Source organism: Streptomyces sp. NPDC006368 (assembly GCF_040612535.1).
Classification (GTDB): domain Bacteria; phylum Actinomycetota; class Actinomycetes; order Streptomycetales; family Streptomycetaceae; genus Streptomyces.
Map to the genome: position 1 here is coordinate 156,612 of NZ_JBEXQK010000005.1, position 24,221 is coordinate 180,832.

22 protein-coding genes and 2 pseudogenes are annotated in these 24,221 nt (G+C 72.2%); 16 read left to right on the forward strand and 8 right to left on the reverse strand.

Going from position 1 to position 24,221, the window contains the following annotated elements:
• Positions 1-193: 193 nt before the first annotated feature.
• The 4 genes from ABZZ38_RS06835 (at position 194) to ABZZ38_RS06850 (ending at position 3,733) form a co-directional block, all read left to right on the forward strand.
• Entirely contained in the window at positions 194-715 is a 522-nt protein-coding gene (locus ABZZ38_RS06835; protein ID WP_356736498.1) for a hypothetical protein, read from the forward strand.
• A 357-nt stretch (positions 716-1,072) separates the two neighbouring features.
• A complete protein-coding gene (thpR, locus tag ABZZ38_RS06840) occupies positions 1,073-1,657 on the forward strand; it encodes an RNA 2',3'-cyclic phosphodiesterase (protein WP_356736500.1) in 585 nt (194 codons plus the stop codon).
• A 774-nt stretch (positions 1,658-2,431) separates the two neighbouring features.
• Positions 2,432-2,851: a subtilase-type protease inhibitor gene (locus ABZZ38_RS06845; RefSeq protein WP_356736502.1), complete on the forward strand. Its 420-nt coding sequence runs from the start codon at positions 2,432-2,434 to the stop codon at positions 2,849-2,851.
• Between the two features lie 591 nt (positions 2,852-3,442).
• Positions 3,443-3,733 (forward strand): DUF6338 family protein, encoded by a 291-nt coding sequence (locus ABZZ38_RS06850; protein WP_356736504.1) that lies wholly within the window; start codon positions 3,443-3,445, stop codon positions 3,731-3,733.
• A 701-nt stretch (positions 3,734-4,434) separates the two neighbouring features.
• Here ABZZ38_RS06850 and ABZZ38_RS06855 read toward each other — a convergent pair.
• Complete coding sequence (locus tag ABZZ38_RS06855; protein WP_356736506.1) at positions 4,435-4,824, reverse strand: ATP-binding protein; 390 nt, start codon at positions 4,822-4,824, stop codon at positions 4,435-4,437.
• Positions 4,825-5,031: 207 nt separating this feature from the next.
• Between ABZZ38_RS06855 and ABZZ38_RS06860 the strand changes: the two genes are divergently transcribed.
• Entirely contained in the window at positions 5,032-5,397 is a 366-nt protein-coding gene (locus ABZZ38_RS06860) for an STAS domain-containing protein (protein ID WP_356736508.1), read from the forward strand.
• Between the two features lie 217 nt (positions 5,398-5,614).
• Here the strand turns inward: ABZZ38_RS06860 and ABZZ38_RS06865 are convergent, their stop codons facing one another.
• The 4 genes and pseudogenes from ABZZ38_RS06865 to ABZZ38_RS06880 form a co-directional block, all read right to left on the reverse strand.
• Positions 5,615-5,851: an XRE family transcriptional regulator gene (locus ABZZ38_RS06865; protein ID WP_356736510.1), complete on the reverse strand. Its 237-nt coding sequence runs from the start codon at positions 5,849-5,851 to the stop codon at positions 5,615-5,617.
• Between the two features lie 636 nt (positions 5,852-6,487).
• Entirely contained in the window at positions 6,488-6,889 is a 402-nt protein-coding gene (locus tag ABZZ38_RS06870) for a hypothetical protein (protein ID WP_356736512.1), read from the reverse strand.
• A gap of 272 nt (positions 6,890-7,161) precedes the next feature.
• Positions 7,162-7,428: pseudogene (locus ABZZ38_RS06875) on the reverse strand (DUF5701 family protein); the annotation flags it as partial.
• A gap of 140 nt (positions 7,429-7,568) precedes the next feature.
• Positions 7,569-7,697 carry a hypothetical protein gene (locus ABZZ38_RS06880; RefSeq protein WP_356736514.1) on the reverse strand — a complete coding sequence of 43 codons (129 nt, stop codon included), beginning with the start codon at positions 7,695-7,697 and terminating at the stop codon, positions 7,569-7,571.
• Between the two features lie 662 nt (positions 7,698-8,359).
• Between ABZZ38_RS06880 and ABZZ38_RS06885 the strand changes: the two genes are divergently transcribed.
• Positions 8,360-9,970, forward strand: coding sequence for a sulfatase (locus tag ABZZ38_RS06885; protein WP_356736515.1), 1,611 nt, complete (start codon positions 8,360-8,362; stop codon positions 9,968-9,970).
• 76 nt (positions 9,971-10,046) lie between these two features.
• Here ABZZ38_RS06885 and ABZZ38_RS06890 read toward each other — a convergent pair whose 3' ends face one another.
• A complete protein-coding gene (locus ABZZ38_RS06890; protein WP_356736517.1) occupies positions 10,047-10,802 on the reverse strand; it encodes a CDP-alcohol phosphatidyltransferase family protein in 756 nt (251 codons plus the stop codon).
• 168 nt (positions 10,803-10,970) lie between these two features.
• On the opposite strand from ABZZ38_RS06890, the gene ABZZ38_RS06895 reads away from it, so the two are divergent.
• The 5 genes and pseudogenes from ABZZ38_RS06895 to ABZZ38_RS06915 form a co-directional block, all read left to right on the forward strand.
• Positions 10,971-11,972, forward strand: coding sequence for a zinc-binding alcohol dehydrogenase (locus ABZZ38_RS06895; protein ID WP_356736594.1), 1,002 nt, complete (start codon positions 10,971-10,973; stop codon positions 11,970-11,972).
• 78 nt (positions 11,973-12,050) lie between these two features.
• Positions 12,051-12,449, forward strand: coding sequence for a 6-carboxytetrahydropterin synthase (locus tag ABZZ38_RS06900; protein WP_356736519.1), 399 nt, complete (start codon positions 12,051-12,053; stop codon positions 12,447-12,449).
• A gap of 62 nt (positions 12,450-12,511) precedes the next feature.
• Entirely contained in the window at positions 12,512-13,633 is a 1,122-nt protein-coding gene (locus tag ABZZ38_RS06905; RefSeq protein ID WP_356736596.1) for a glycosyltransferase family 4 protein, read from the forward strand.
• Entirely contained in the window at positions 13,630-14,634 is a 1,005-nt protein-coding gene (locus tag ABZZ38_RS06910; RefSeq protein ID WP_356736521.1) for a class I SAM-dependent methyltransferase, read from the forward strand. The genes ABZZ38_RS06905 and ABZZ38_RS06910 overlap by 4 nt, the downstream gene beginning before the upstream one ends.
• Before the next feature lie 29 nt (positions 14,635-14,663).
• A pseudogene (locus tag ABZZ38_RS06915) lies at positions 14,664-15,545 on the forward strand (lysylphosphatidylglycerol synthase transmembrane domain-containing protein); the annotation flags it as partial.
• On the opposite strand, the gene ABZZ38_RS06920 reads toward ABZZ38_RS06915, so the two are convergent.
• Together ABZZ38_RS06920 and ABZZ38_RS06925 are read right to left on the reverse strand one after the other, a co-directional pair.
• On the reverse strand, positions 15,483-16,388 hold the full coding sequence (locus ABZZ38_RS06920) for a RibD family protein (RefSeq protein ID WP_356736598.1): 906 nt from the start codon (positions 16,386-16,388) through the stop codon (positions 15,483-15,485). The pseudogene ABZZ38_RS06915 and the gene ABZZ38_RS06920 sit on opposite strands and share 63 nt — an antisense overlap.
• A complete protein-coding gene (locus ABZZ38_RS06925) occupies positions 16,385-17,149 on the reverse strand; it encodes a creatininase family protein (protein ID WP_356736523.1) in 765 nt (254 codons plus the stop codon). Before ABZZ38_RS06925 ends, ABZZ38_RS06920 begins: the two co-directional genes overlap by 4 nt.
• Before the next feature lie 123 nt (positions 17,150-17,272).
• On the opposite strand from ABZZ38_RS06925, the gene ribA reads away from it, so the two are divergent.
• From ribA to ABZZ38_RS06950, 5 genes are all read left to right on the forward strand, one after another.
• Positions 17,273-17,935: a GTP cyclohydrolase II gene (gene ribA / locus ABZZ38_RS06930; protein ID WP_356736525.1), complete on the forward strand. Its 663-nt coding sequence runs from the start codon at positions 17,273-17,275 to the stop codon at positions 17,933-17,935.
• An 867-nt stretch (positions 17,936-18,802) separates the two neighbouring features.
• The gene (locus ABZZ38_RS06935) at positions 18,803-19,156 is read left to right on the forward strand and encodes a hypothetical protein (protein ID WP_356736527.1); all 354 of its coding nucleotides are present in this window, start codon (positions 18,803-18,805) and stop codon (positions 19,154-19,156) included.
• Positions 19,157-19,306: 150 nt separating this feature from the next.
• Complete coding sequence (locus ABZZ38_RS06940; RefSeq protein WP_356736529.1) at positions 19,307-20,863, forward strand: DUF4331 domain-containing protein; 1,557 nt, start codon at positions 19,307-19,309, stop codon at positions 20,861-20,863.
• A 255-nt stretch (positions 20,864-21,118) separates the two neighbouring features.
• Positions 21,119-22,435, forward strand: coding sequence for a tetratricopeptide repeat protein (locus tag ABZZ38_RS06945; RefSeq protein ID WP_356736531.1), 1,317 nt, complete (start codon positions 21,119-21,121; stop codon positions 22,433-22,435).
• The gene (locus ABZZ38_RS06950) at positions 22,432-24,192 is read left to right on the forward strand and encodes a nickel transporter (protein ID WP_356736533.1); all 1,761 of its coding nucleotides are present in this window, start codon (positions 22,432-22,434) and stop codon (positions 24,190-24,192) included. Before ABZZ38_RS06945 ends, ABZZ38_RS06950 begins: the two co-directional genes overlap by 4 nt.
• Positions 24,193-24,221 lie beyond the last annotated feature (29 nt).

The window sequence follows — 24,221 nt, forward strand, 5'->3', positions numbered from 1 at the left end:
CATCGACGCCAACCCCGGCGACTCGGACGCGAAGTGACCGCCATCCAGCCACCCACGCGGGGTGAAGGAGACGACAGCGAAGCCGGCTGGCCGCGCGCTCAATGGCATGTGCACCTTGTGAACCCTGAACCGCATACTCGGCGGTGAGCCGTACTACGTGACATCACACCCTGGCATGGGAGAAGAGGCCCTCATGGAACCCCTTACCGAGTACAGCGTCACCGCTCGACCGGACCGGTGCATCATCGAGGTCTACGACGTCGACGCCTACCTCGGTGACCAAAAGGCGCTGGACGCGTCGCGGCTACGGGTGGTGGCCGGCAACGGCTACCACCTGTACCTCCACAGCCTCCAACCCGACATCCCCGTGCACATCACGATCCGGACCTGGGCCACTCCCCCGCATCCCCCCGAGGACGCCGAAGGCACCACGCCCATCACCCTCGAATCCGAAACCGGCCTCCTCGTCATCAACCAGCTCACCTTCGGACCCGCCGGCGAATGCCCCCTACCCCGGCCCGGCGTGTACGAGGGACACGCGTGGTGGAACGGACGCGAGGCCACCAGTAACCACTACGACCAGACGCTGCGCCGGATCGACGAGAACTGGAGCATCGAGCAGATCGGCCAGGCGTGGGCCGAAAGCCCCGCACGGGAGAGCTACGTCCTCGACCTGGCGTTCACCGGGCCACCCCTGCCCGTGGACGACGACTGACCCGCGAACGCCCCGACGTGCCACAGGTCACCTTGGTGATCGTTTCGGAACGAGGCTCGCAGTCGCCGCAGCCGGGGGCCCGGCACGCGAGGCGCGGGGCGAGCGGTACGTCACCTACCCGTACGTCACCTACCCCTACGTCGCGGATCGCCTTGCGGGGAGCCGTCCGTCATCAGCACCCGTGTGGTGCTCGGGAAGCTGTTGGCCCTGCGGGCGGTGACCACGCCCTCGTACGCGTGGGGACCGTGCCCTCGCTCCTGGCAGGGGTCCGTGTGGGCAACGGCGAGTTCCGTCTCGTCGGATGACGCCCCCACCACGCGCGGCAGCGGCCGGCGCCGGTGGTGTACGAAGTCTGTCGTGAACGAACGGATTCAGGACGCGACCATCCGCGTCTTCATAGCCCTTGCTCCGCCCGACGACGCCAAGGAGGAGCTGGCGCGGGCGCTGCGGCCCGCCTACGACGCCTACCCGCGCATGCGGTGGAACCGCATCGAGGACTGGCACATCACCCTGGTGTTCCTCGGTGAGCTGCCGAGGCCGGCCGTTGCGCTCCTGCGGCCGGCGCTCGCGGAACTCGCAGGGAGCCGCCACCCCCTGCACCTGTCCCTGCGTGGCGGCGGTCACTTCGACGAGCGTGTGCTGTGGACCGGGATCGGCGGGGACGTCGAAGGGCTGCGGCTGCTCGCCGGGGAGGTGCGGGCGCTGGTCAAGGAACACGGCGTCGCCTTCCCGGACCGGCCGTTGAATCCCCACCTGACGCTCGCCCGTTCCCGCCGCGACGACGCTTCCAGCGCGGTGCGGGCCGCCGCAGGACTGTCCGGGTTCACCGGCCGTACCTGGTGGGCCGAGCGTCTGCATCTGGTCGGCAGCAACTTCGGTCGCGGCCCAGGTCCGATTCACTACCGCGACATCGAGGCCTGGCCCTTCAGCGGCGCGAGCTGAACCGTCCCTGCCGGCGGGGTGGGCAAAAGGGCGAGGGCCACGCCGTGGGGGTGCGGAACGGGTTCGAGCGCACGCACCGGGGCGCTGGGGTGCACCGTGACCGTACGATCGTGGGGAAGGGTGGTCTCCGCGACCCCGGCGCCGGAAAAGAAGATCCCCCCGCGGGGCGGCTCTCACCGCGCTCGACTGCGTCCGCGGTGCCCTTCAACCCGAGCCGCCTCCCAACGGAAACCGGTCCAGGGCCCATGCCGCCCCGAGATCAGCCGTGCACGGCGTCGACCTCGCCGACGCCCCGTGGGGAGAGTGACCGGGCCGACCTGGGCGATCGAACTCGGCGTCGGTCCGTTGAACCGGCGACCTGCCCACGGAAGAAGCCTTCGCCTCGAACGCCAGGGCGCCCGGCGGTACGCCCGCTGCGGCCACGGTCTCACCGGCCCGGTTGGACAATCCGCTCCCCGGGAGGCTTCACGACCACTCCTATCCGGTCACGTTGGATGGATGTTTGATGAACCGAGCGCGACCGACAGCAGGTCAGAGCCCCTCGTACGGACGCCACGTCGGCGTATCCAGCTGCGTCGGCACGTGATCGGGCAGGCCGCGTTGCCCGGCTGAGCTGCCTGAACGACCATTCGGTCGCCGACAATCGAACGAGATGTCTATAAATCGGTGGTCGATGTGCGCGCGACTTTCACAACCGACACACTCGGCAGCGTCCAGTCCGCAAAGCGCAGCCAACTGCTGCATCTGACCTTTGATTCGAAAGAGAGTCCCGCCGTGCGTCGTCACATCGCTGCTGTCTCCGCCGCCACCCTTCTGGGCCTGGCCTGCGCAACCGGCGTCGCGGAAGCCCGGCCCGCCAGTCTGTACGCCCCGTCCGCCGTGGTCCTCACCGTCACCCAGGGCGAGGACGAGACCACCGTCGTACGGGCGTCCACCCTCAGCTGCGCACCGACCGCCCAGGGAACACACCCCGACCCCGAGGCGGCCTGTGCGGCCCTCGCCGCCACCGCGGGCACCCTCGACGCGCTCCTGGCCGCGCCGGACTCGAACCGCGCCTGCCCGATGCACTACGACCCCGTCACCGTCACAGCGGACGGTGTCTGGCAGGGCCGCCGCATCTCCTGGAAGCACACCTTCTCCAACACGTGCGCCATGTCCGTGACCTTCAACGGAAACCCCGTCTTCGCGTTCTGAGCGCCCCGCCAGGACCGGACCGTCTTGCCGCGCGTATCCCCCGGGGCGGGGGCCGGCGCGCGGCCCGACGCGAGGGAACCCCGGCCTCGCGCCGCGCAGCCGACGATGTCGAACGGCCGACCCGCGCGGCCCGGGGCCCTTCCCCCCTCTCGCCTGAACCCGTCCCCGCACCGGTGCGGGGCCGGGACCGGATGCCGGGGCCGGGGGCGGACGGCACACGGCCGAGCGCGGCACGATGACGGGCTGCTGCGGCCGGACCCCGGCACTTCGACGGCCGGCGGAGGGTCGGGTTCGTACGACGACCAAGTCGCCGTCGAAGTGTGTGCCGTCGTCGGCCATGGAGGCCCCGGACACGGGAAGCCGGCGGGTTCGCGGAATCCCGCACCGTACGAACCAACCACCTGACGCGCAGCCCGACGTGGCGAACCGGGACCCGGGTGCGTCGCTTCGACGAGCCCGCCGTTCGGGGAGCATGGATCGACTCGGCGGTCACCACGGATCAGGGCTCAGGATCGGGCAGACCGGCGAGCCGGCCCACCGACGCCCTGGCTCTCCCGGCTCGGGCGATTCGACGAGACGCGAGCCCAGGCTATGTATCGTCGGGGTCCGATCGATGACAACAGTTCGGGACGGGGGAGGCGAACTGTGGGGCAAGCGCCGTCGACCGTGCTTCAAGTCGCGTTGCTGGTTCTCGTGGTGCTGCCCGGGGTGACGTACCAGTTCCTGCGAGAACGCTGGCGCGGCCCCGTACCCGGGCAACGCGATCAGGCGGAACGGGTGTTGCGGGCTGCGACGGCCTCGGTCGTCCTCGACACCCTTTACCTGGTCGTCGCAGGCCCGCAGTTGCTGAGGTTGGCACGCGGTGGCAACGGTCAGGGGTGAAGCGGCCTCACGCGCGACCCGCGTGTGTCGGGACTGGTCGCGCAGCCCCTGTTCGTCCTGGTGCCGGCCGCCGCGGCCGCCTGGGTGTCCGTGCGGGAGCGCCGACGACTGCGTGCGCTGAGGTGCGTCGGCGGACCCTTCGTGACGCCGGCACCCGCGCTGCCGGAGCGGGTGGCACGGGGAGGGACGACGTCCTGTGTGCCAGGCGGCGTGCGCGGCGCGTGGACGGGGCCGCTGCCTGTGACGGAGGGCGAGACCGAGAGGCGCGGGGAGGGAGTGGGGCTGCGGGCTCCGCTTGGTGCCGTTGACGAACTCGGCGCGGACGGTTTGGCGCTCGTCCCCGGGTCGGCACCGGTCAGGACAGAGGTCAGGGCCGCCACGGCCGACACGATCGCGGCCACGGCACCCGGAAAGGGCGACCCCGCTTCCGCTTCCACCAGGGCCGGGGCGAGGAGGCGGGAGCCTGCGTGACCCGTGACGTGGGCAGCGCTGTGAACCGGCCCGGCGAGCCTCCGCACTTCTGGTACGCGGCTGCCCACACCCTGACGAGGTCGTCCGTCGGTGACCGCAGCTCAACGGCAGCGATCCGGACGAGCAGTTCGACCTGCGGCCAGGCGGGCGGACCGGTCCGTTTGCGGCCCCGGCCACCCGGGTGCGCGCGGCCATGACCATGCCGAAGGGACGCACGGGTTCCGGGGCGCTCAGGACAGGGTGATGCGGGCCGTGACGCGCTTGCCGACCGGCTCCTGCCGGATGCTGAGGTCCTGAGCCACGGCCTTCACGATCTCCAGGCCGTGCTGACCGATCCTGCCGGGGTCGGCGGCCCGGACTGCGGGCACCGTGGGGTCGCTGTCCCAGACGACGACTTCCACGACCCCGGCGGTGATGCGCAGCTCCATCAGAATCGGGCCAGGGGCGTACTTGCGGGCGTTGGTGACCAGCTCGCTGACCACCAGCTGGGTCAGGTCCATCACACGCGCCGGCACGAACAGCTCATGACCACTGCGGGCCTGCTCCAGGAAGGCGACGGCGTGGTGACGCGCCTCGGCGATGCACCCGTCGTCGCCACCCAGGGCATAGCCGACTCTCATCAGGACATCGTCGGGCACCGTACGACCATCGCCGTCTGTATCGGACTTCATCGGCATCGTCCTCAATCCCCCGTCCCACGCGCGCCTGTACCCGCCATGCCGTCACATATGCCGTGCAGCCGGCTGGAGGCATACGGCTGGGAAGGCGGGGCAGAATCGACCCCACACGCCCCGTCCGGGGCACGCCCGAGCGCGTTTGAGGAAACGGTGAACCACACCCACAGAGCGGAACGGCCCAGTCGGCTGTCCATCGCCCACTCGGCCGTCGCCGGCATACGTGTCGTGGCCGTGCAGGGCGAGATCGACCATGACGTCAAAGACCTGTTCGGCGAGGCCCTGCTGTCCCGCGACGGCGCGACGGCCCCGCGGACCGTGGTCGACCTCAGCGGCGTGACCTTCATGGACTCCAGCGGGATCAACGTCCTCGTGGCCGCCCACCGGGCCGCCGGTGACACCCAGGGGTGGCTGCGCATCGCCGGGGCCCAGACGCCTGTGCTGCGGGTCATCGAGCTCGTCGGCCTGGATGCCATGATCCCCTGCCACCCCACCGTCGAGCAGGCCCTGACCAGCTGAGCACTCCTGCGTACGTCCGCACCGCCGCCTTCGCTCGCAGCTCCCGCGGCGCGGGACGTCTCCGTCTGCACGTCTGCAGTCTTCACACGGACGGCCGCACAGCCGCGCCCGGCTCCTGGTCAGCCGGCGGCGGCATGGCTTACCCGGCGCCGGCCGGTCGACGTCCCGGCGACCGCGCGCTGAAGCGGAGGCGCACCCGTCAGTAGTACCGCGAGGGTCAGGCCGGTGCGCCGATGGGGGCACGGGCGGCCGCCAGTACGGTGGGCAACGGCAGCTTGAGAGCGGCGGCGAGTTCCGCCAGTTCCTGCTCGGTGGGCTGTACGGGGCCGTGGGCGCCGTCCTCGGCGAAGGCCCGGATACGTGGCGTGCGGATGCCCGTACGGTCGGCGAGAGCCTGCGCGTTCAGGCGCCGGCGGCGCATGGTCTCTTGCAGCAGCTGCGAAAGGTCGGCCATGAAGTTCGTATGTCCCGGTTCGGAGGACTCATCCCTGCCGGGCCGGAAGCGGTGTGGTCGTGCCTGCCGTCCGGGCATGGTGTGGGGCGCGCACGCTGAGGGTGGCCACGACCCGGACGGTGCCGGGGCCGGCTCAGACGCCGCACGGCCGGCCTCCGCCTCGGCTTCCCGAAGCATTCGCTGGAGCGGCACGGGCATCGCCGGGACGGACCGGCCGGCGTCATCCGGTCGGCGTCATCCGGTCGCCGGACAGACCGGCACCGCCTCCACCGGCGTTCGGCCACGACCGTCTCAACCGGGAGCGCGAGCCCACCGGGCAGCGCGACCCGGGCCGGGCACGGGCTTCCGGACCTGGGGTGCGCATCCGCTCCACGGGAGGTTTCAGCACGCCGGTCGGTCGGGTCCCGCTGGTCACCGAGGTGGTTCTCGGACACGCACCGGGGTGTCACGACGCCTTCGTCTCGCTCATGCCACCGGGTTCACGACGCCGGCGGTCGGGCCGCGACGTGAGGCGGTCGAGCAGCGCTCACCCACGGAGTGGGCCGTGCGGGTGGTCCTGCACCAGCTTCTGCACCGGCCGATGGACCACGGACATCACCGCAGCCGGCGAGGAACCACCCGAACGGTGATGGGCGGTCAGCCGGTGATGGTCCGCGAGTCCACGCGCACGTTGCCGCCGGCCTGCTTGGTGATGTAGCCGCGGCTCATGTACTTCGCCCCTGAGAGCCGACGGCTGTCACACGACCAACTCTTCGTCTGCAGAGCGGAGAAGGTCTCCACGCGCGCGCTCTTGCAGATGCTGCCGCTGCCGTTGATGTACCGGAACGTGGTGACCTGGGTCCTCTGCGTCCGGTCAATCAGGTTGCGGACGTAGTGCCGGTGCTTGATCTTGGTACTGCTCTCGGTGATGACGCAGACGCGCTGCTGGAAGCTCTCGACCTGCTTCCACGCGCTGCAGTACGTGGCCGCCTGCGCGGGAGCGGCACTCACCGCGAGCATCCCGGAGGCCATCATCACGCCCGCCAACGTCGTACGCACGAACCGCATGGCATTTCCCCCTATGTGAGCCACGGTCATCTACGCACAAAGATCGTGCCTCACGTTGGACGTGTCAACGACACAGCGACTTCGACCCGGTGTGCCGCCGGAGCGAACCGTCCGGCGCCGCGCTCCGGCGGCGCCCCGCGCACGCTCCGGCGGTGCCCCGCGCACGATCCGCCTCGGCCGGACCCGTGGGGGCCGGTGGGCCCGGCCGGGATGACCTGTGTGCGCCGTCCCCGGGGCGGGGCGGCCGGACCGTTCTGCGGAACCTAGTGCCCGCGGCCCGTGGCCGAGGCGAAGCCCAGCCAGGTGTGGCGGTTGCCCCACCAGCACCAGCCGACCTTCGGGGCGTTGCGCCGTTCGCGGCCGTCCCGCCCCGTGCCGTTGCTGATCCAGATCGCCGGGGTGCGGGCGTCCAGCGTGCCGTTCGCCTTGCGCAGCCGGGAGCCGATGGTCATGAAGCAGTGGTTGCGCTCCAGGACCGCCGGCTGCTGGAGCACCCAGTGGATCCCTTCGGTGAGCAGCAGCGGAGTGCGATCCCATTTCGGCGTGCGGCTTACCCGCGCGCAAGCCCGCGTTCCAGGGCCTGTTCCGAGACACGAACAGGTCCCGACCTGCGCGACGTCGACCGCGCTCAACGAAATGGGCCATGTCGGCGCGCGCCCGGCGACGTCGCTCACGGCATCGCCGGGTCATCCGCCGAAGTCGGCGACGTGGGGCGGTCTCCGGCGGTGCGGGTGTTCGCCGCGAGAATCTCGAACATGCGACGGCGGCGGCGCAGTTCGATGATGTCGATCGTCCGCATCCTGGCGGTCGGTGACGGCAAAAAGACAGAAAGTGCCGTACAAGCTGATCCGCAGGCAAGCAGAAGCCAAAGTGCCGAATTCACAATGCGGTCCTCTCCCACACGAGGAAATGTGATAACCAGGCAGGTCACGATTGGTTCGCCATCGCCGGGGCGATAACAACCCACATAACGCACCGGCATATGCGCGGTTACGCTGAAATGTGGCGGGCTCTCGCCAGGGCGGAATGTGAATCTCCTGAGCCTGGGTCCTTTTCAGATTTCCTGGAAAGGTGAGTGCGCACATTCTCAGTGGCCCGTGGAGCGAAGGCTGATGCCGGCGGGTTCCCGTCGGGGTCTCGCCACGTGTCCTTCGCGCCGGGTTCGTTCCGCGTCGGTGCGCCGCCCGTCCCGCCGCTTGAACCGGGAACGTCGGCGAACCGTACTGCCAACGGCGGCCCCGGCCCGTGGGTGGGCGCGGTGTCGCCGTGCCAACGGGTTTCGTACGGAAGGACCTTCGGGTGTTGATCCGGGCATCGCGTCAGCCGCCGAACGCGGACGTCCCAAGCGCGGAGAAGGGCCCGCCGCCGAGCAACACGGTCGCGGACGGGGGCGCCGGCACAGGTGACACCGCCTGCCCGCACAGCCTCGCGGGAGGCGACCGACGGGACGAGCCCTCGGTCGTGGGGCGCGTCACGGCGTGGGTGGCGTCGGGTCTCGCCACCGTGCTGGTGTTCGTCGCCCTTCTTCTGCCGAACGAGCCGGAGCGTCTCTCGCCCGGCGCGTTCGCGCGGATACCGGGGGAGGCGATATGCGGCGTCGCGCTGCTCCTCGTGCTGCGGCCGGGGGTCAGGCGGGTGGTTGCCGTGCTCGGCGGGACGGTTCTGGGGTTGTCGACGCTTCTGAGCCTGCTCGACATGGGCTTCCGCTCCGTGCTCGTCCGGCCGTTCGACCCGGTGCTCGACTGGATCCTGTTCGACGACGCCCAGGAGTTCCTCGGCGACTCCATAGGCCGGGCCGGCGCGTTCGGGGCCACGATCGGGGTCGCGCTGCTCGTGGTCGCCCTGCTCGTCCTCATGGTGTTGTCCGTCGTCCGGCTCAGCCGCCTCGTGGTCCGGCACAGTGCCCTGGCGACCCGCGCCACCCTGGCCGTCGGGACCCTCTGGGTCCTCTGCGCGGCGCTCGGTGTCCAGGTCTCGGGCACGGCGGTCGCCGCCCGGAGCACGGCCGGGCTCGCGCAGAGCCGCGTACAGCAGGTGCGCGCCGGCCTGGCGGACCGGGAGGCGTTCGCCGAGGAGTCCGCCGTCGACTCCTTCCGCGGCACCCCGGCCGACCGGCTGCTGACCGGGCTGCGCGGCAAGGACGTTCTCTTCGTCTTCATCGAGAGCTACGGGCGCAGCGCGGTCCAGGACTCGGAGATGGCGTCAGAGGTCGGCGCGGTGCTCGCGGACGGGTCGCGCCGGCTGGGTGCCGCCGGATTCTCCTCCCGGAGCGCCTTCCTCACGTCTCCCACGGCGGGCGGCGGGAGCTGGCTGGCCCACGCCACGTTCGCCTCGGGCCTGTGGATCGACAACCAGCAGCGCTACCGCGACCTGACGGCCGGCGACCGCCTGACGCTCACCGGTGCCTTCCGTCGCTCGGGCGCCTGGCGGACGGTGGGCGTCATGCCGGGCGTCACCCGGGCCTGGCCGGAGGGACGGTTCTACGGCCTGGACGACGTCTACGACTCCCGGAACCTCGGGTACGAGGGCCCCGGTTTCAGCTGGGCGCCCGTGCCCGACCAGTACAGCCTGTCGGCCTTCGAGCGCCTTGAGCACGGCCAACCGGGCCGCGACCCGCTGATGGCGGAGATCATCCTCACCTCCAGCCACAACCCCTGGGCGCCCATCCCCACCATGCTGGACTGGGACGAGATCGGGGACGGCTCGGTCTACGAGAGCGTCAAGAAGGCGGGCAAGGACCCCAAGGAGGTGTGGAAGGACCCCGCCCGGGTGCGCACCGAGTACCGGCGCGCGATCGAGTACTCGCTGAACAGCCTCATCTCGTACGTGGAGACGTACGGCGGCGACGACACCGTGGTCGTCTTCCTCGGCGACCACCAGCCCGTCCCGACGGTCACCCGGAACCGGCACGGCCGGGACGTACCGGTCACGATCGTCGCCCGCGACCCGGCCGTGCTGGGCCGGATCTCGGGCTGGGGCTGGCAGGAGGGGCTTAAACCCGGGCCGGCCGCCCCGGTGTGGCGCATGGACGCCTTCCGTGACCGCTTCCTGGCCGCCTACGGGCCGCGATGACCCCCGGCAGCGGCGGCTGACCCTCGACGGCCCCGGCCGGCACCCCGGCCGGGCGCGTGTCGTACGGCCCGGGGCCTCAGCTGCCGGCGTGCGTCGCCTCCCGGGCGGGCGCGGCGCCGCCCGGAACCCTGACGCGCCACAGCCACCGGATGTCACGGGCGAAGGACCAGACGAGCAGCGCCAGCGCCACCGCCACCACCGCGTACGCCGGCACGCCCGGGACGATCCCGGCGCCGGCCACGAGAAGGACGACGCCCTGCACGGCGGCCACGGTCTTGCGGGCCATGCTCGGCGGGAGCGGCCCGTTCAGCCACGGCAGCACCCGGGCCGCCGCGACGAAGACGTACCGCATGGCGCCGATCGCCAGGACCCACGCCCCCATCGACAGGGCGACGTGGACGCTGAGCACGAGGATGAGGAAGGCGTCGACCTCCATGTCGAAGCGCGCCCCCAGGGAGGAGGCCGTCCCGGTGCGCCGGGCGACCCGGCCGTCGACCGCGTCGAGGGCCAGCGCCACCGTGGTGAGGGCGATCAGGGGGACCATGGGCGGCCGGCTCGCGAAGAGGCCCGCGGCCTCGTCCGCGACCAGGTCGCCGACGAGCGCCGTGACGCACCCGACGAGCATCGTCCGCGCCAGGGTGACGCCGTTGGCCGGGCCGAAGGGCGCGGCCGTGGGCCACGACCGGCGCAGCGCACGGGTGAGCACGGCCCAGGTGACGAGTGTGAACCCGATGCCTGTCAGCCAACCCGCGGGTCCCAGCCCGGTCACCGCGCCGAGGAGGACCAGCAGGACGAGTTGCGCGACCGCCCCCACGGCCGGCTCGTGGCGCAACGGACTTGCCTGGGATACGTCGCCCACCGACACGGGGCACCCTCCGGACGTGTGACAGAGTCAATGGCCGCCGCGTACGGTGTGCGCGGCCTCGTGACCTTCACAACGTGCACCGTCACCCGAGCGTTCAGCAGGAGGACGCCGATGAGGACGCCCATCAGGACGCCGATGAAGCGCACCGCACGGGCCTTTTGGCTCCGCTCCCCCGGCGACGGCGAGATACGCGACGTTCCGCTCCCGGAGCCGGCCGGCGACGACGTCGTGGTGCGCACGCTGTTCTCCGGGGTGAGCCGTGGCACGGAGAGCCTCGTCTTCCGCGGCGGCGTACCGGAGAGCCAGCACACCGCCATGCGGGCGCCGTTCCAGGACGGCGACTTCCCCGGGCCGGTCAAGTACGGCTACCTCAACGTCGGTTCGGTCGAGGAGGGGCCGCCCCACCTGGTGGGCCGTACCGTCTTCTGCCTCTACCCGCACCAGAGCCGCTTCGTCGTGCCCGCCACCGCCGTGACGCCGGTGCCGGACGCCGTTCCCGCCGGGCGTGCGGTGCTGGCAGGGACGGTGGAGACCGCGGTGAACGCCCTGTGGGACGCGGCTCCGCTGATCGGTGACCGGATCGCCGTCGTCGGGGCCGGGATGATCGGCTGCTCCGTCGCCGCGCTCCTGGCGCGCTACCCCGGCGTACGCGTCCAGCTCGTCGACGCCGACCCCGCCCGCGCCTCCGTCGCCGCGGCGCTGGGTGTCGGCTTCGCGCTCCCCGATGACGCCCTGGGCGGCTGCGACCTCGCCGTCCACGCGAGCGCGACCGAGGCGGGGCTGACGCGCTCGCTGGAACTCCTCGCCCCGGAGGGAACGGTCCTGGAGCTCAGCTGGTACGGGGACCGGCGGGTCAGCGTGCCGCTGGGTGAGGCGTTCCACTCCGGCCGTCTGGTCGTGCGCGCCAGCCAGGTGGGGAGGGTGTCACCGGCCCGCCGCTCCCACCGGACCTTCGCCGACCGGCTGGCGCTCTCGCTCGAACTGCTCGCGGACCCCGCCTTCGACGCGCTGATCACCGGCGAGTGCGCCTTCGAGGAGCTGCCCTCGGTGCTGTCCCAGATCGCCGCCGGTGACCTGCCCGGGCTGTGCCACCGGGTCGTGTACGACGCGGCCGGCGCCTCCCCGGATCGGCTCTGAACGCGCGGCGTGCCCGGGCCGTACTGAACGGCAGGGGCGGCAGGCGCCCGCACAGGCCGGACCGGGAGGTCACCACCGTTGTTCAGTGTCACAGTCCGCGAGCACCTCATGATCGCCCACAGTTTCCGTGGGGAGGTGTTCGGACCCGCGCAGCGACTGCACGGAGCCACCTATCTCGTGGATGCCACCTTCCGCCGTGGCGAGCTGGATGCCGACAACATCGTGGTCGACATCGGGCTCGCCACGAGCGAACTGGGCAGCGTGGTGGCCGAGTTCAACTACCGCAACCTCGATGACGAGGACGAGTTCGCCGGCGTCAACACCTCGACGGAGTTCCTGGCCAAGGTCATCGCCGATCGTCTGGCCGACCGGGTGCGCGCGGGGGCGCTGGGCGAAGGCGCCCGCGAACTGGCCGCCATCGCGGTCACGCTGCATGAATCGCACATCGCGTGGGCGAGTTACGAGCGGGCCCGGTGAGCGGCGCGACCGCCGCGAGGACGACCGGCGCCGCCCTGCCCGAGCGTTCGGTGCGTGTGGTGATGCCCGCCGCTGTCGACGACCCGGCCGCCCCGAGTGGCGGCAGCGTCTACGACCGCAGGGTGTGCCGGGACCTGCCGGGGATCGGCTGGCAGGTCCGCCAACACGTCGTCGCGGGCAGGTGGCCACAGCCGACGGCCGCCGAGCGCGCGGAACTGGCCCGGGTCCTGGATGAGGCGGCGGACGGCACCCTGTTCCTCCTGGACGGGCTCGTCGCCTGCGCCGTACCCGACGTCGTCGTGGCCCGGGCCGAGCGGCTGCGCCTCGCGGTGCTGGTGCACCTGCCCCTGGGCGACGAGACGGGGCCGGCCCCGGAATCGGCGGCGGCGCTGGACGCCGGGGAGCGCAGGGTGCTGCGTGCGGTGACGGCGGTCGTCGCCACCAGTCACTGGGCGGCCGGCAGGCTCGTGGACCACCACGGGCTCGCCGCCGACCGGGTCCACGTCGCCGTCCCGGGAGCCGACACGGCCCCGTTGGCGCCCGGCGGCGCGTCGGGCCCCGCGTCGCCGGGTACGTCGGGGGGTTCGTCCGGTACCGGCGACGCCCCACGCCTGTTGTGCGTCGCCTCGGTGACCCCGCGCAAGGGCCAGCACGAGCTGGTGGAGGCCCTCTCGGCCGTCAGGGACCTGCCATGGAGCTGCGTCTGCGTCGGCGGGTTGAGTCAGGACCCCGACTACGTCCTACGGCTGAGGAAGCTGATCGAGCGGTACGGTCTCGACGACCGCGTCCACCTGGCGGGACCCCGCAGCGGGCCCGAGCTGAACGCGAGCTACGCCGGCGCGGACCTCCTGGTGCTCGCTTCGCACGCCGAGACCTACGGCATGGCCGTGACCGAGGCGCTCGCGCGCGGCGTTCCCGTCCTCGCCACGGCCGTCGGCGGGCTGCCGGAAGCGGTCGGGTACGCGCCCGACGGCAGCCTCCCGGGCGTGCTCGTGCCACCGCGCGACCCGGCGGCACTGGCCGCGGCGCTACGGCGGTGGCTGAGTGAGCCCGGCGAGCGCCACCGTGCCAAGGTCGCCGCGCGACGGCGGCGCACCGCGCTCGCCGGCTGGGAGACGACCACCCGGAGCCTCGCCCGGGCGCTGGAACAGCTCCGGCGGGAACCCGGCCGGGAGGCGGCGTGAAGGCGGCCGACGGACCACGCTACGCCCCGGAGTGGCTGGCGCTGCGTGAGGGCGCCGACGCCGCGGCCCGCGCGTCCGAACTCCTCACCCCGCTGCGGCGTCACCTCTCCTCCGGGGCCGGGCCGACGGATGTGGCACCGGCGTATCAGGAGAGCCCCAAGGAGACGTCAGAACCGGTGGAACCGTCAGGGCCGGTGGAACCTTCAGAACCGGTGGAACCGGCGGCTGCGGCGGTCTCGCCGACTCGCGGCGGCCGGTCGCGGCGGAACGCGGGGCTGGTGATCCGGGATCTGGGCTGCGGCACCGGTTCCCTGGGACGCTGGCTGGCCCCCCGGCTGAACGGCCCCCAGCACTGGATCCTGCACGACCACGATCCCGGTCTACTCGACCTGGCCGCCGCGCGGATGCCCCGTACGGCCGCCGACGGAAGCCGTGTCACGGTCACGCCGCACCGGGGTGACATCGCCCGCCTGAGCGCGGACGAGCTGACCGGCACCGATCTGGTGACGGCCTCCGCTCTGCTGGACCTGCTCACGCGGGAGGAGCTGGACCGGCTGGCGGCGGCGTGCGCGGGGGCGGGCTGTCCGGCACTGCTGGCGCTGTCCGTGGTGGGGCGGGTCGAGCTGACCCCCGCCGACCCGCTGGACGGGGCGGTCGGCGGCGCGTTCAACGACCATCAGCGCCGTCTCGACCACGGCCGCCGGCTCCTCGGACCCGATGCCGTCGCGGCGGCCCGCGAGGCGTTCGCGCGCCACGGCATGACCGTACGGGTGGCCGACGCCCCGTGGCGGCTCGGCGGCGCCGAGTCCGCGCTGATCGCGCGGTGGCTGCGCGGCTGGGTCGGTGCGGCCCGCGAACAGCGCCCCGACCTCGCGCCACGTACCACCGCGTATCTGCGGCGCCGCCTGGAGGCCTGCGAGGCCGGGGAGTTGCGGGCGGTGGTGCACCACAGCGATGTGCTCGCCCTGCCCGGGCCCGGGTCGACGGGCGGCGGCGCGTGAGGGCGGGGGCGGTGCGGGCCCCCCTCGGCATGGTGGCGGGGGCCGCCATCCTCACGGCGGTGGTGTGGTGGCACGGCGGCGGCGCCCTGCTGGACGGGCTGCGCGGCATCGACCTTCCCATTCTCCTGACCGCTCTCGGCCTCGGTCTGTTCACGACCGTTCTCAGCGCGTGGCGCTGGCGTCTGGTGGCCCGAGGCCTGGGCATCCGGCTGCCGCTGGGCCGGGCCGTCACCGACTACTACCGCGCCCTGTTCCTGAACGCGGCACTGCCCGGCGGCGTCCTCGGTGACGTGCACCGCGCGGTACGGCACGGGCAGAGCGCCGGTGACGTCGGACAGGGTGTCCGCGCGGTCGTCCTGGAGCGGATGGCGGGCCAGGTGGTCCTTGTCGCCGTCGGTGTGACGCTGCTGGTCGTGTACCCCTCACCGTTCCTGGTGGAGGCGGGCCGCGTCGTCACGGTGCCGGGTGCCCTGACGGCTGCCGCCGTCGCGTGCGGGCTGGTCGCCACGGCAGCCGTGAGGCTCCGCCGGAAGGCTTCCACCACGGTCCGCGCCACCCTCTCCGAGGCGCGCGCCGGGCTGCCGGCCCGCCGGAGCTGGCCGGGGGTGCTGCTGTCGTCCGTCGCGGTACTGGCGGGGTACCTCGCCATGTTCCTTCTCGCGGCCCGCGCGGCCGGATCGACGGCGCCGGCGACGGCGCTCCTGCCGTTGCTGGTGCCGGCGCTGCTCGCCATGGCGCTGCCGCTGAACGTCGGCGGCTGGGGGCCCAGGGAGGGAGTCACCGCCTGGGCCTTCGGAGCGGCGGGCATGGGCGCGGCCCAAGGGCTGGCCGTCGCCGTCGTGTACGGGCTACTGACCTTCGTCGCGAGCCTGCCGGGTGCGGGCGTGCTCCTCTCCCAGTGGTTCGCCGGGTTGCGGCGTCCGCAGGTCGAGGTCGAAGAGGGTGTCCTCGCCCAGGAGGACGCGCCGTGTCGGCGGCCGGAGCGCGTCGCGCATCAGCTCCGGGCCGGGGAAGGCGAGTCCGGGGACGCCGTCGCCGAGCAGGACCGGTGCCACGGTGACGTAGAGCCGGTGCAGCGCGCCCTCGCGGAGGAACCGCGACACGGTGACGCCGCCTCCCTCCACCAGCACACGGCCCAGACCGCGGCGCGCGAGTTCCCTCACCAGGTGTCGCGGGGCGAACGCCGCGCGGTCGGGAAGCACCAGTACGTCGACGCCGTCACGGTCCGCGACGACCCGCCCGCGCTCGCCGCCGGCGCCGACCACCCACAGGGTGGGCGCCTCCCCGTCGGTGAACACCCGCAGCCCCAGCGGTACCCGGCCGTCCGGATCGAGGACGACGCGCACCGGGTTGTCACCCGCGCAGGCGCGGACCGTGAGCCGGGGGTCGTCGGCGACGGCGGTGCCGGCCCCGACGACCACCGCGTCGGCGAGGGCGCGCATACGGTGCAGATGTTCGCGGTCCTCCTCGCCGGTGACGTAGTCGGCGTCGCCGGTGCGGCTCGCGATGAAACCGTCCAGGCTCTGCCCCAGTTGGGCGAAGGTGACCTGCGGACCCGCCAGGCAGAGCGGCAGATAGCGGTCGGCCAGGACGTCCGCCTCGGCCGAGGCGTTCCGCCACCTGACCCGGCCGTCCGCCCCACGGACCACCCCGGCGGACCGGGCGTCCGCCTCGGTCCGGACGCGGCGCAACCGCTCCCAGGCTTCGGCGGCGTCGAGCGTGCGAGCGGCGTGGCTCGCGGTGGGGCCGGTCACCGCGTCCCCCGCCGCGATTCCGTGGGAGCCAGGACGGAGAGGTATTCGGCGAATGAATCGACGAGGGCGGCCAGCAGCTTCCTCCCCTTTTCGGCCGATGCCCTTGACGGCATGCCGATCACGCCGGATTCCGTGTAGGCGCCGGTACCGAGGGAAGGAAAGTGCTTCCGGTCGTCGGCGAGAAAATCGGAGGTCTCGTATCCGGGCCGGACCAGTTCCGGATGGTCGTGCAACAGGATGGACGTCTCCACTTCACCCGCGTGCATATCGCTGTGCGAAGACGTCAGAACGCCGGCCCGCTCCCGCGCATCGCCCCAGTCGGCCGCCCCCGGGAAAAGGGCCATGCGCGTACCGCTGCCGACGGACTCCTGAACCACATTGCGCAGCACGTGGTTTCCCCCGTGCCCATTGATGAGAACGAGGTTTTCCATACCGGAGCGGCGGAGTGATTCGGCGATGTCCCGTACGACGGAGTAAAGGGTCGCCGCGGAGATGCTGACGGTCCCCGGCCAGGCGGAGTGCTCGTGCGAGCAGGAGATCGTCACTGGTGGGAGCAGGTGCACGGGGTGGACCGCGGCCACTTCCCGGGCGATGGCGCACGCGATGACGGTGTCGGTCGTCAAAGGCAGGAAGGGTCCGTGCTGCTCGAAACTCCCTATGGGAAGGACGGCGATATCGGCCGGCCCCTCCCTCACATCCTCCGTCGTGGTGCCCAGCGGCAACATACCGAATGCCGGAATCCGCGGCTGCGGAACACTCATCTCGCCCACCCCTTTCCCTCTTCGCTCCACACCTACCGGCCGAGCGAAATGTACCGACGGGCTCCCGGAAACAGTCCATCAGTTTCCCGCCCATGGCCGGAGGTTACCCGATACGATCTGGCCATGATAGATACGGACGGGACACCCCATGGGATCACTCGGCCTTCAGGTGTCGAACATGTGGTGAATGTACAACTGTCGACCGACCATGGCGATTTTCTCGCCGTCGGCTACCTGGACCTCGATCGCGGGGACGAGCAAATAGCCTTGGTCCACGGTGATATCGAGGCGGATGACGTCCTCACCCGCGTGCATTCGGAGTGTCTGACCGGAGACGCCTTCGGGTCCAGGCACTGCGAGTGCGGCGAGCAACTCTCCGCGGCCCTCCGGGCCATCGCGCGCGAAGGGCGGGGCGTCCTCGTCTACCTCCAGGGGCACGAGGGCCGGGGCATCGGTCTGTTGGCGAAACTCCGCGCGATGCGCCTGCAGGCGGACGGGCTGGACACGGTCGAGGCGAACCTGGCGCTCGGGCTCCCGGACGACGCCCGCGACTACCGGGTCGCGGCGGAGATGCTGCACGACCTCGGTGTGCGCTCCGTGCGGCTGCTGTCCAACAATCCGCGCAAGTCCGAGGCGTTGCGGCGGCACGGCATCAGGATCAGCGAGCAGGTTCCGCTGCTGATACCCCCGCGCGAGGAGAACCTCTCCTACCTGCGGACCAAGCGGGAGCGCCTCGGTCACCACCTTCCGCACCTGGACCTGGACCTGGCGGCCGAACCGTCCTGAAGCCGGCCGCCGGACGGGCCGGGCGTACACCGGGACGAGTGCCGGGACGAGTGCCGGGACGAGTGCTCCGGAAGGAGGTCGGATGGGCGCTCGGGGTGGTCACTCCGTACGTCGTACGGCCGGGCTCGGCGCCCGACAGCCGGCCGTGCGGCCGGGCGGGGCTCCCTCAGGGGCGGGTACTGCGCGGACCTCGCGCTCCTCGGCCGCACGCGAGCCGGATGAGACGAACTCCGGCTCGGTGCGTACTCCTTGTCGACGATACGACCTTGCGGTCGCCGCCGCGCTCGCCGCGGCAGGCACGTACCCCAACGTTCCGATGCCCCTCTGTCGACTGCAAGGCATCCCCTCACTGACAGGGACCGGGCATCCGTGGATGTCGACCGAGGAGCAGTGCCCGTGCAAGTTGACCCCGTGCAAGTCGACCTCATGCAAGTCGACAACGATGAATCCCTGCGCACTCCCGGTGCGGACCCTGCCTCCGCGCAATCGATCATGGACTCCTTCCAGAAGGTGCTGGACGACCTGGAAGCCGCACGCGCCGAACTCCACGGGACCGCACCGGGGCTGTACGGCGGAGGCGTGGACCCTGATTCCCCCCGGTCTGAGCAGGCGCCACCGGGAGCAGGCGGTACACGGGCCGTCACTCCCCCGCCCGTCATGGTGGAACCGTTGTGGACGCGTGGGTGCGTGGCCTCCTCGACCTCTGCCGAGTCGCACACCGCCCCATGGCCGGAAGCGGCCCCGGATGCGCCGTCACCCACTGCTCTTTGCGGCGTGGGCGCCGCAGGCCGCGGGCGGTCGCGGCTGGTGGCCGAGCGCGGACGTTGGGCGGGGGTCTGCGGGGCCGGCGCGGTAGGTGGTCTCCTCGTGGCCTCGTCGATGCTCGCCAACGGCGCCTTGGCGCCGGACCGGCCCGGACCGGCCATGCGGCCGGACCGGCCGCCGGCCGATGGTTCCGTCTCGTCGCCCCCCGAGGCCGCGCACCCGCACGACGATGTGCGGGGGCCGGTGGGTGTGGGCCGGGAAGAGCGCGCACCGCAGGAGCGCACGTTCCGTATCCCCCTGCTCCGTCACGGCGGTCCGCCCGGCGGGCAGTACGACATCGAGGTACGGGCCGCCGCGGCGAGGTTCCAGGGCCCGGGGGCCGTGGGCCGGGGGCAGGGCGTCGACGCCGTACCGACGGTCGCGAGCGCCCGGTCGGGACACTCGTCACCTGCGTGACCGCGTGTGCACGCCGCAGGACGCGCCGCCCCGCGCGCCTCGGGACCCCGTCGATCTCATATCGATCAGGCCGAGCAGAACGGCTGTGGCGCACGTACTGCCCCACAGGAAATCCGGAACGGACGCGATGACTGAGGAAGGGCGGACAGGATGACCGCAACCACCAGAAGCGGACGGATGTGGCGAGGGCGGGGGCGCGGGAGCGTCGCGCTGCTCGCCTGTGGTGCGCTGGCCGCCGGGGGGCTCGCGGCTGCCGGCGTGAGCGCGCTGCGGCCCGAGACGGCGACCGCCTCCAGCCACCGGGAGGCGCCCCTGATCTCGGGCCAGCCCCAGTTCGACAACACGGACGTGTACGCGTTCGTCAGCCCCGACCATCCCGACTCCACGACGCTGGTCGCCAACTGGCTGCCGTTCCAGGAGCCGGCGGGCGGTCCGAACTTCTACACGTTCGCCAACGACGCGCGCTACGACATCCACATCGACAGCGACGGTGACGCGCGGGACGACCTGCTGTACCGGTTCACGTTCCAGGACCACCGCAAGAACGAGAACACCTTCCTCTACAACACCGGTGTGGTGGAGAGCCTGGACGACCCGGATCTCAACTTCACCCAGACGTACGACGTCGAGCTGCTGCGGCTGAAGCACGGCAAGGTCGCCTCGCGCCATGAACTGGCGAAGCGGCTGCCGGTCGCGCCCTCGAACGTCGGCAAGGCGTCGATGCCCGACTACCAGAAGCTGCGCGACCAGGCGGTACGCGAGATCCCCGGCGGGCTCAAGGCCTTCGCCGGTCAGGCCGACGACCCGTTCTTCCTCGATCTGCGGGTCTTCGACCTCCTGTACGGCGGTGACCTGTCGGAGGTCGGGAACGACACGCTCAAGGGCTACAACGTCAACACGATCGCCTTGCAGGTGCCGAGCTCCTACCTCCGGCAGTCCGAGGAGCAGCCGGTCGTCGGCATCTATACGACGACCGAGCGCAAGAACGCCTCCGGGGACTGGACGCGGGTGTCGCGGCTCGGCATGCCGCTGGTCAACGAGGTCGTCAACCCGGTCAAAGACAAGGACAAGTTCAACGCGTCCTCCCCCGAGAACGACGGGGACTTCCTGAAGAACGTCACCGAGCCCGAGCTGCCCAAGCTCATCGAGGGCATCTACAAGATCAAGGCCCCGGCGGAGCCGCGCGACGATCTCGTGTCGGTGTTCCTGACCGGAGTCGAGGACCTCAACCAGCCCCCGCAGGGCACGCCGTCGGAGATGCTGCGCCTCAACACCTCCATCAAGCCGGCCGCGGAACCGAAGCGGCTCGGTGTACTGGACGGGGACAACGCGGGCTTCCCCAACGGGCGGCGGTTGACGGACGACGTGCTGGACATCGCGTTGCAGGTCGTCGAGGGCGAGCTCGTCGGTGCGAAGAACGACCTGGGTGATGCCGTCAACGCCAATGACAAGGAGTTCGGCCGCAGCTTCCCGTACGTCGCCCTGCCCACCGCCGGCTCCGACACCCATGCGGCGGATGTGTCCACCAAGGCCGACGCCACCACGGGCCTGACGGGCGGGGCGTCCTCCCTCGCCGCATCGTGGGACGACGACACGGTAATGCTCGTCTCGGCGGCCTCGGGGGCAGCGTGTGTCCTGCTGCTCGGCCTCGGCATGGCCTGGATGCGTTCCCGCCGCCGCCCCGAACGCCGGTCCTGGCTCGGCTGACCGCGCTCGACCGACCACGCCGGGGCGACCTCAAGCGGTCGGGCCGTCCGGGCGGTCGGCCCCCGTCACACCCCGGCTGTGGCACCCGGCAGCGCCATCGGTTCGTCCCCATGGCGCTTCCGGGTGCCACCACTCAGAACACCGAGGAAGGCAAGACCGATGCTCGTACGGAAGCCTCAGTTCCCGCGCCGACGCGGGCGAGGGCGGCTCCCCGGACCGACGCCCGGGCCGGGGAGGTGGCGTGTCGCGGCAGTCGTGGCGGTGGCTCTGGGCCTCACCGCCACTTCGGTGGCGTTCGGGGCCGGAGGGGACACGGACCGGTCCGCGCAGGCACCGCCGTCACTCGCGGCCGATGTGCCCGTGGAGCGGCTGGCGGCGGGGGATCTCGCGCGGGGCATCGACGCACTGCAGAGGCACCTCAAGGCACAGCCCCGGGACGCCACCGGTTGGGCGGCGCTGGGTGCGGCGTATGTCGAACAGGCGCGGACCAGCGGGGATCCGGCCCGGTATCCGCAGGCGGAGAAGGCGCTCAAGCGTTCGCTGACGCTGCGTCCCGCCGACGAGAACGACGCCGCGCTCGCCGGGCAGGCGACACTGGCCGCCGCGCGCCACGACTTCACAGCGGCGCTGAGCCACGCGGACCGTGCCCTGCGGGTGAACCCGTACAGCGAGCGGGCCCTGTCCGGCCGGGTCGACGCCCTCGTCGAACTGGGGCGCTACGGCGAGGCGTTGCGAGCCGCGGAAGTCGCCGACCGGCGGCGCCCGGGCATCCCCGTCTTCACGCGCTACGCGTACGTCCTGGAGCTGCGCGGCGATGCGCCGGGAGCGCGTCGGGTACTGCTGCGGGCGCTGGACTCGGCGTTCAGCAGCGCCGACGTGGCGTACGTCTCCACCGCTCTGGGCCAACTGGCCTTTGATCACGGGCAGTTCCGGCAGGCGCTGGCCCACTTCGCGACCGCGCTGGCTGCCGCACCCGCGTATGTGCCGGCTCTGGAGGGGCGAGGTCGCGCCCATGCCGCGCTGGGTGAGACGAGGCGTGCGGTGAGCGATCTCGAAGAGGTCGTACGGCGCCACCCCCTGCCGGGCCGGCTCGCCGCCCTGGCCGAGCTGTACGAAGTGGCCGGAGAGCGCCGACGGGCCGGAGAACAGTACGCACTCGTCCGCGCGTGGACCCGGTTGGCCCGCGCGAACGGCGCAGCCACCGATCCGGAGTCCGCGCTCATCGAGGCCGACCACGGCGACGCCGCCGGGGCGTTGACCTCCGCGCGCGCCGAATGGTCCCGCCGCCGGAGCGTGCACACGGCGGACGCGCTCGCCTGGGCGCTGCACAAGAACGGAAAGGACGAGGAGGCGCTGACGTACGCGAAGAAGGCGATGGCCCTGTCACCCGGCTACCGCAACGCCTCCTTCCTCTTCCATCGGGGCATGATCCGGCGCGCTCTGGGCGACGACGGGGGCGCGCGCCGCGATCTGCGCGCCGCGCTTGATCTGAACTCCGGCTTCTCCCCCACGGGGGCCCGCGAGGCCGCCTCCGTCCTGTCCTCACTGTCCCGGCCCCGGGGAGCGTCATGAACCGCCGGAGATTCACGAGCCGCCGTGTCACCGCCTGGGCTCTCACCGCGCTGGTGTCGGGCGCGACCCTGGCCCTGCTTCCCGCCGGGACGGCGCAAGCACACCCTCTGGGCAACTTCACCGTCAGTCAGTACGCCGGTCTCGTCGTCGCGCCGGGGAAGCTGCGTGTGGACCATGTGGAGGACCTCGCGGAGATCCCGGCCTCGCAGGAGCGAGGCCGTATCGACACCGACGGGGACGGTCGGCTCGCCCCGACAGAACTGGCGGCATGGGCCCGGACGCGGTGCGACACTGCGGCCAGGGGTGCTCGGCTCACGATCGGGGACGGGAAGGCGCTTCCCCTCTCGGCGGGCGGCGCCCGGGTCCCGGGGAGCGCGAAGGCGCAGGCGCTCGCGGGGCAGGCGGGGTTGCAGACGCTGCGGGTCACCTGCGCGATGACGGCGGCTCTGCCGCGCGACGAGCGCCTGCGTATCTCGTTCCGCCCGGCGGACGTCTCGTCCGGAGCGGGGTGGCGGGAGATCACGGCGCGGGGCGACCGGATGACGCTCTCGGGTTCGGACGTGCCCGGCGACTCCGTTTCTCGGCGGCTGACCGCCTACCCCGACGATCTTCTCTCCTCGCCACCCGACTCCCGGTCGGCCACCCTCAGCGTCCGCCCCGGCGGGTCGACGGCCGCCCGCGCCGAGGACGAGGTGAACGGTGCCGCTTCCCCGGCGACGGGCGTACTGCCGCGCGGGGCGGACCGCTGGGCGCAGGCGCTGACCGGGCTGGTGGCCCGGCACGACCTGACCATGGGCTTCGCGGTGCTCGCGCTGGGCGCGTCCGTACTGCTGGGCGCCCTGCACGCGATGGCACCGGGACACGGCAAAACCATGATGGCGGCCGCCGCCGCGGCGGGCGGCCGCAGCTCCCTGCGCGACATGCTGGCCCTCGGAGCCTCGGTGACCCTCACCCACACCCTGGGCGTCTTCGCCCTGGGTGCCCTGATCACCGCGGGCTCGGCAGCGGCGCCGACCGTGGTGTCGTGGCTGGGCATCGCGAGCGGCACCCTGGTCGCAGTCGCGGGCGCGCTGCTGCTGCGCAGGGCGTGGCACCAACGGCATCGCCGACACGGGCCCACCCATGGCCACGTCCACGCCCAAGCCCATGAACACGGGCACGGGCACGGGCACGAATGCGGACACAGGGAGAACACCGAGCACCGACACGACGGGGAGCGGGTGCCCGCTCTCGTGGCTGCCCACCGGACTGCCGCCGGGGAAACCCCCGCCGGCTCCCGGGTGGCCACAGTCACGGACCACCACCGGCGGGGACACCACGGGACGCGGGGCGCGCATGGCCCCGGCGACCACCGAGCCCATGACCATGACCAGGGCCATACCCACGGCCACGGCCATGACCACACCCATGTCCCTCCCGCTCCCGGCCTGCGCGGTGTGATCCTCCTCGGCCTGGCCGGCGGGCTGGTCCCCAGTCCGTCCGCCGTCGTCGTGCTGATCGGCGCGGCAGCCCTCGGCCAGGCATGGTTCGGCTTCCTCCTGGTCCTGGCGTACGGAGCCGGGCTGGCGCTCACGCTCGCGGGCGCCGGGTTCGCGGTGGTGCGGTTGCGGGACACCACCGTGCGCAGGCTGGCGCGGCGGCCACCAAGCCGGGCGCTTTCCCTGGCCCACCGCCTGGCACCGCTCGCCACGGCAGCGGTCGTCCTGGTGATCGGATGCGGGCTCGTACTCAGGGGAGCGGTTGCCACTCTGGGCTGAGGTGGCACTGTGGCACAGTTCACATACTG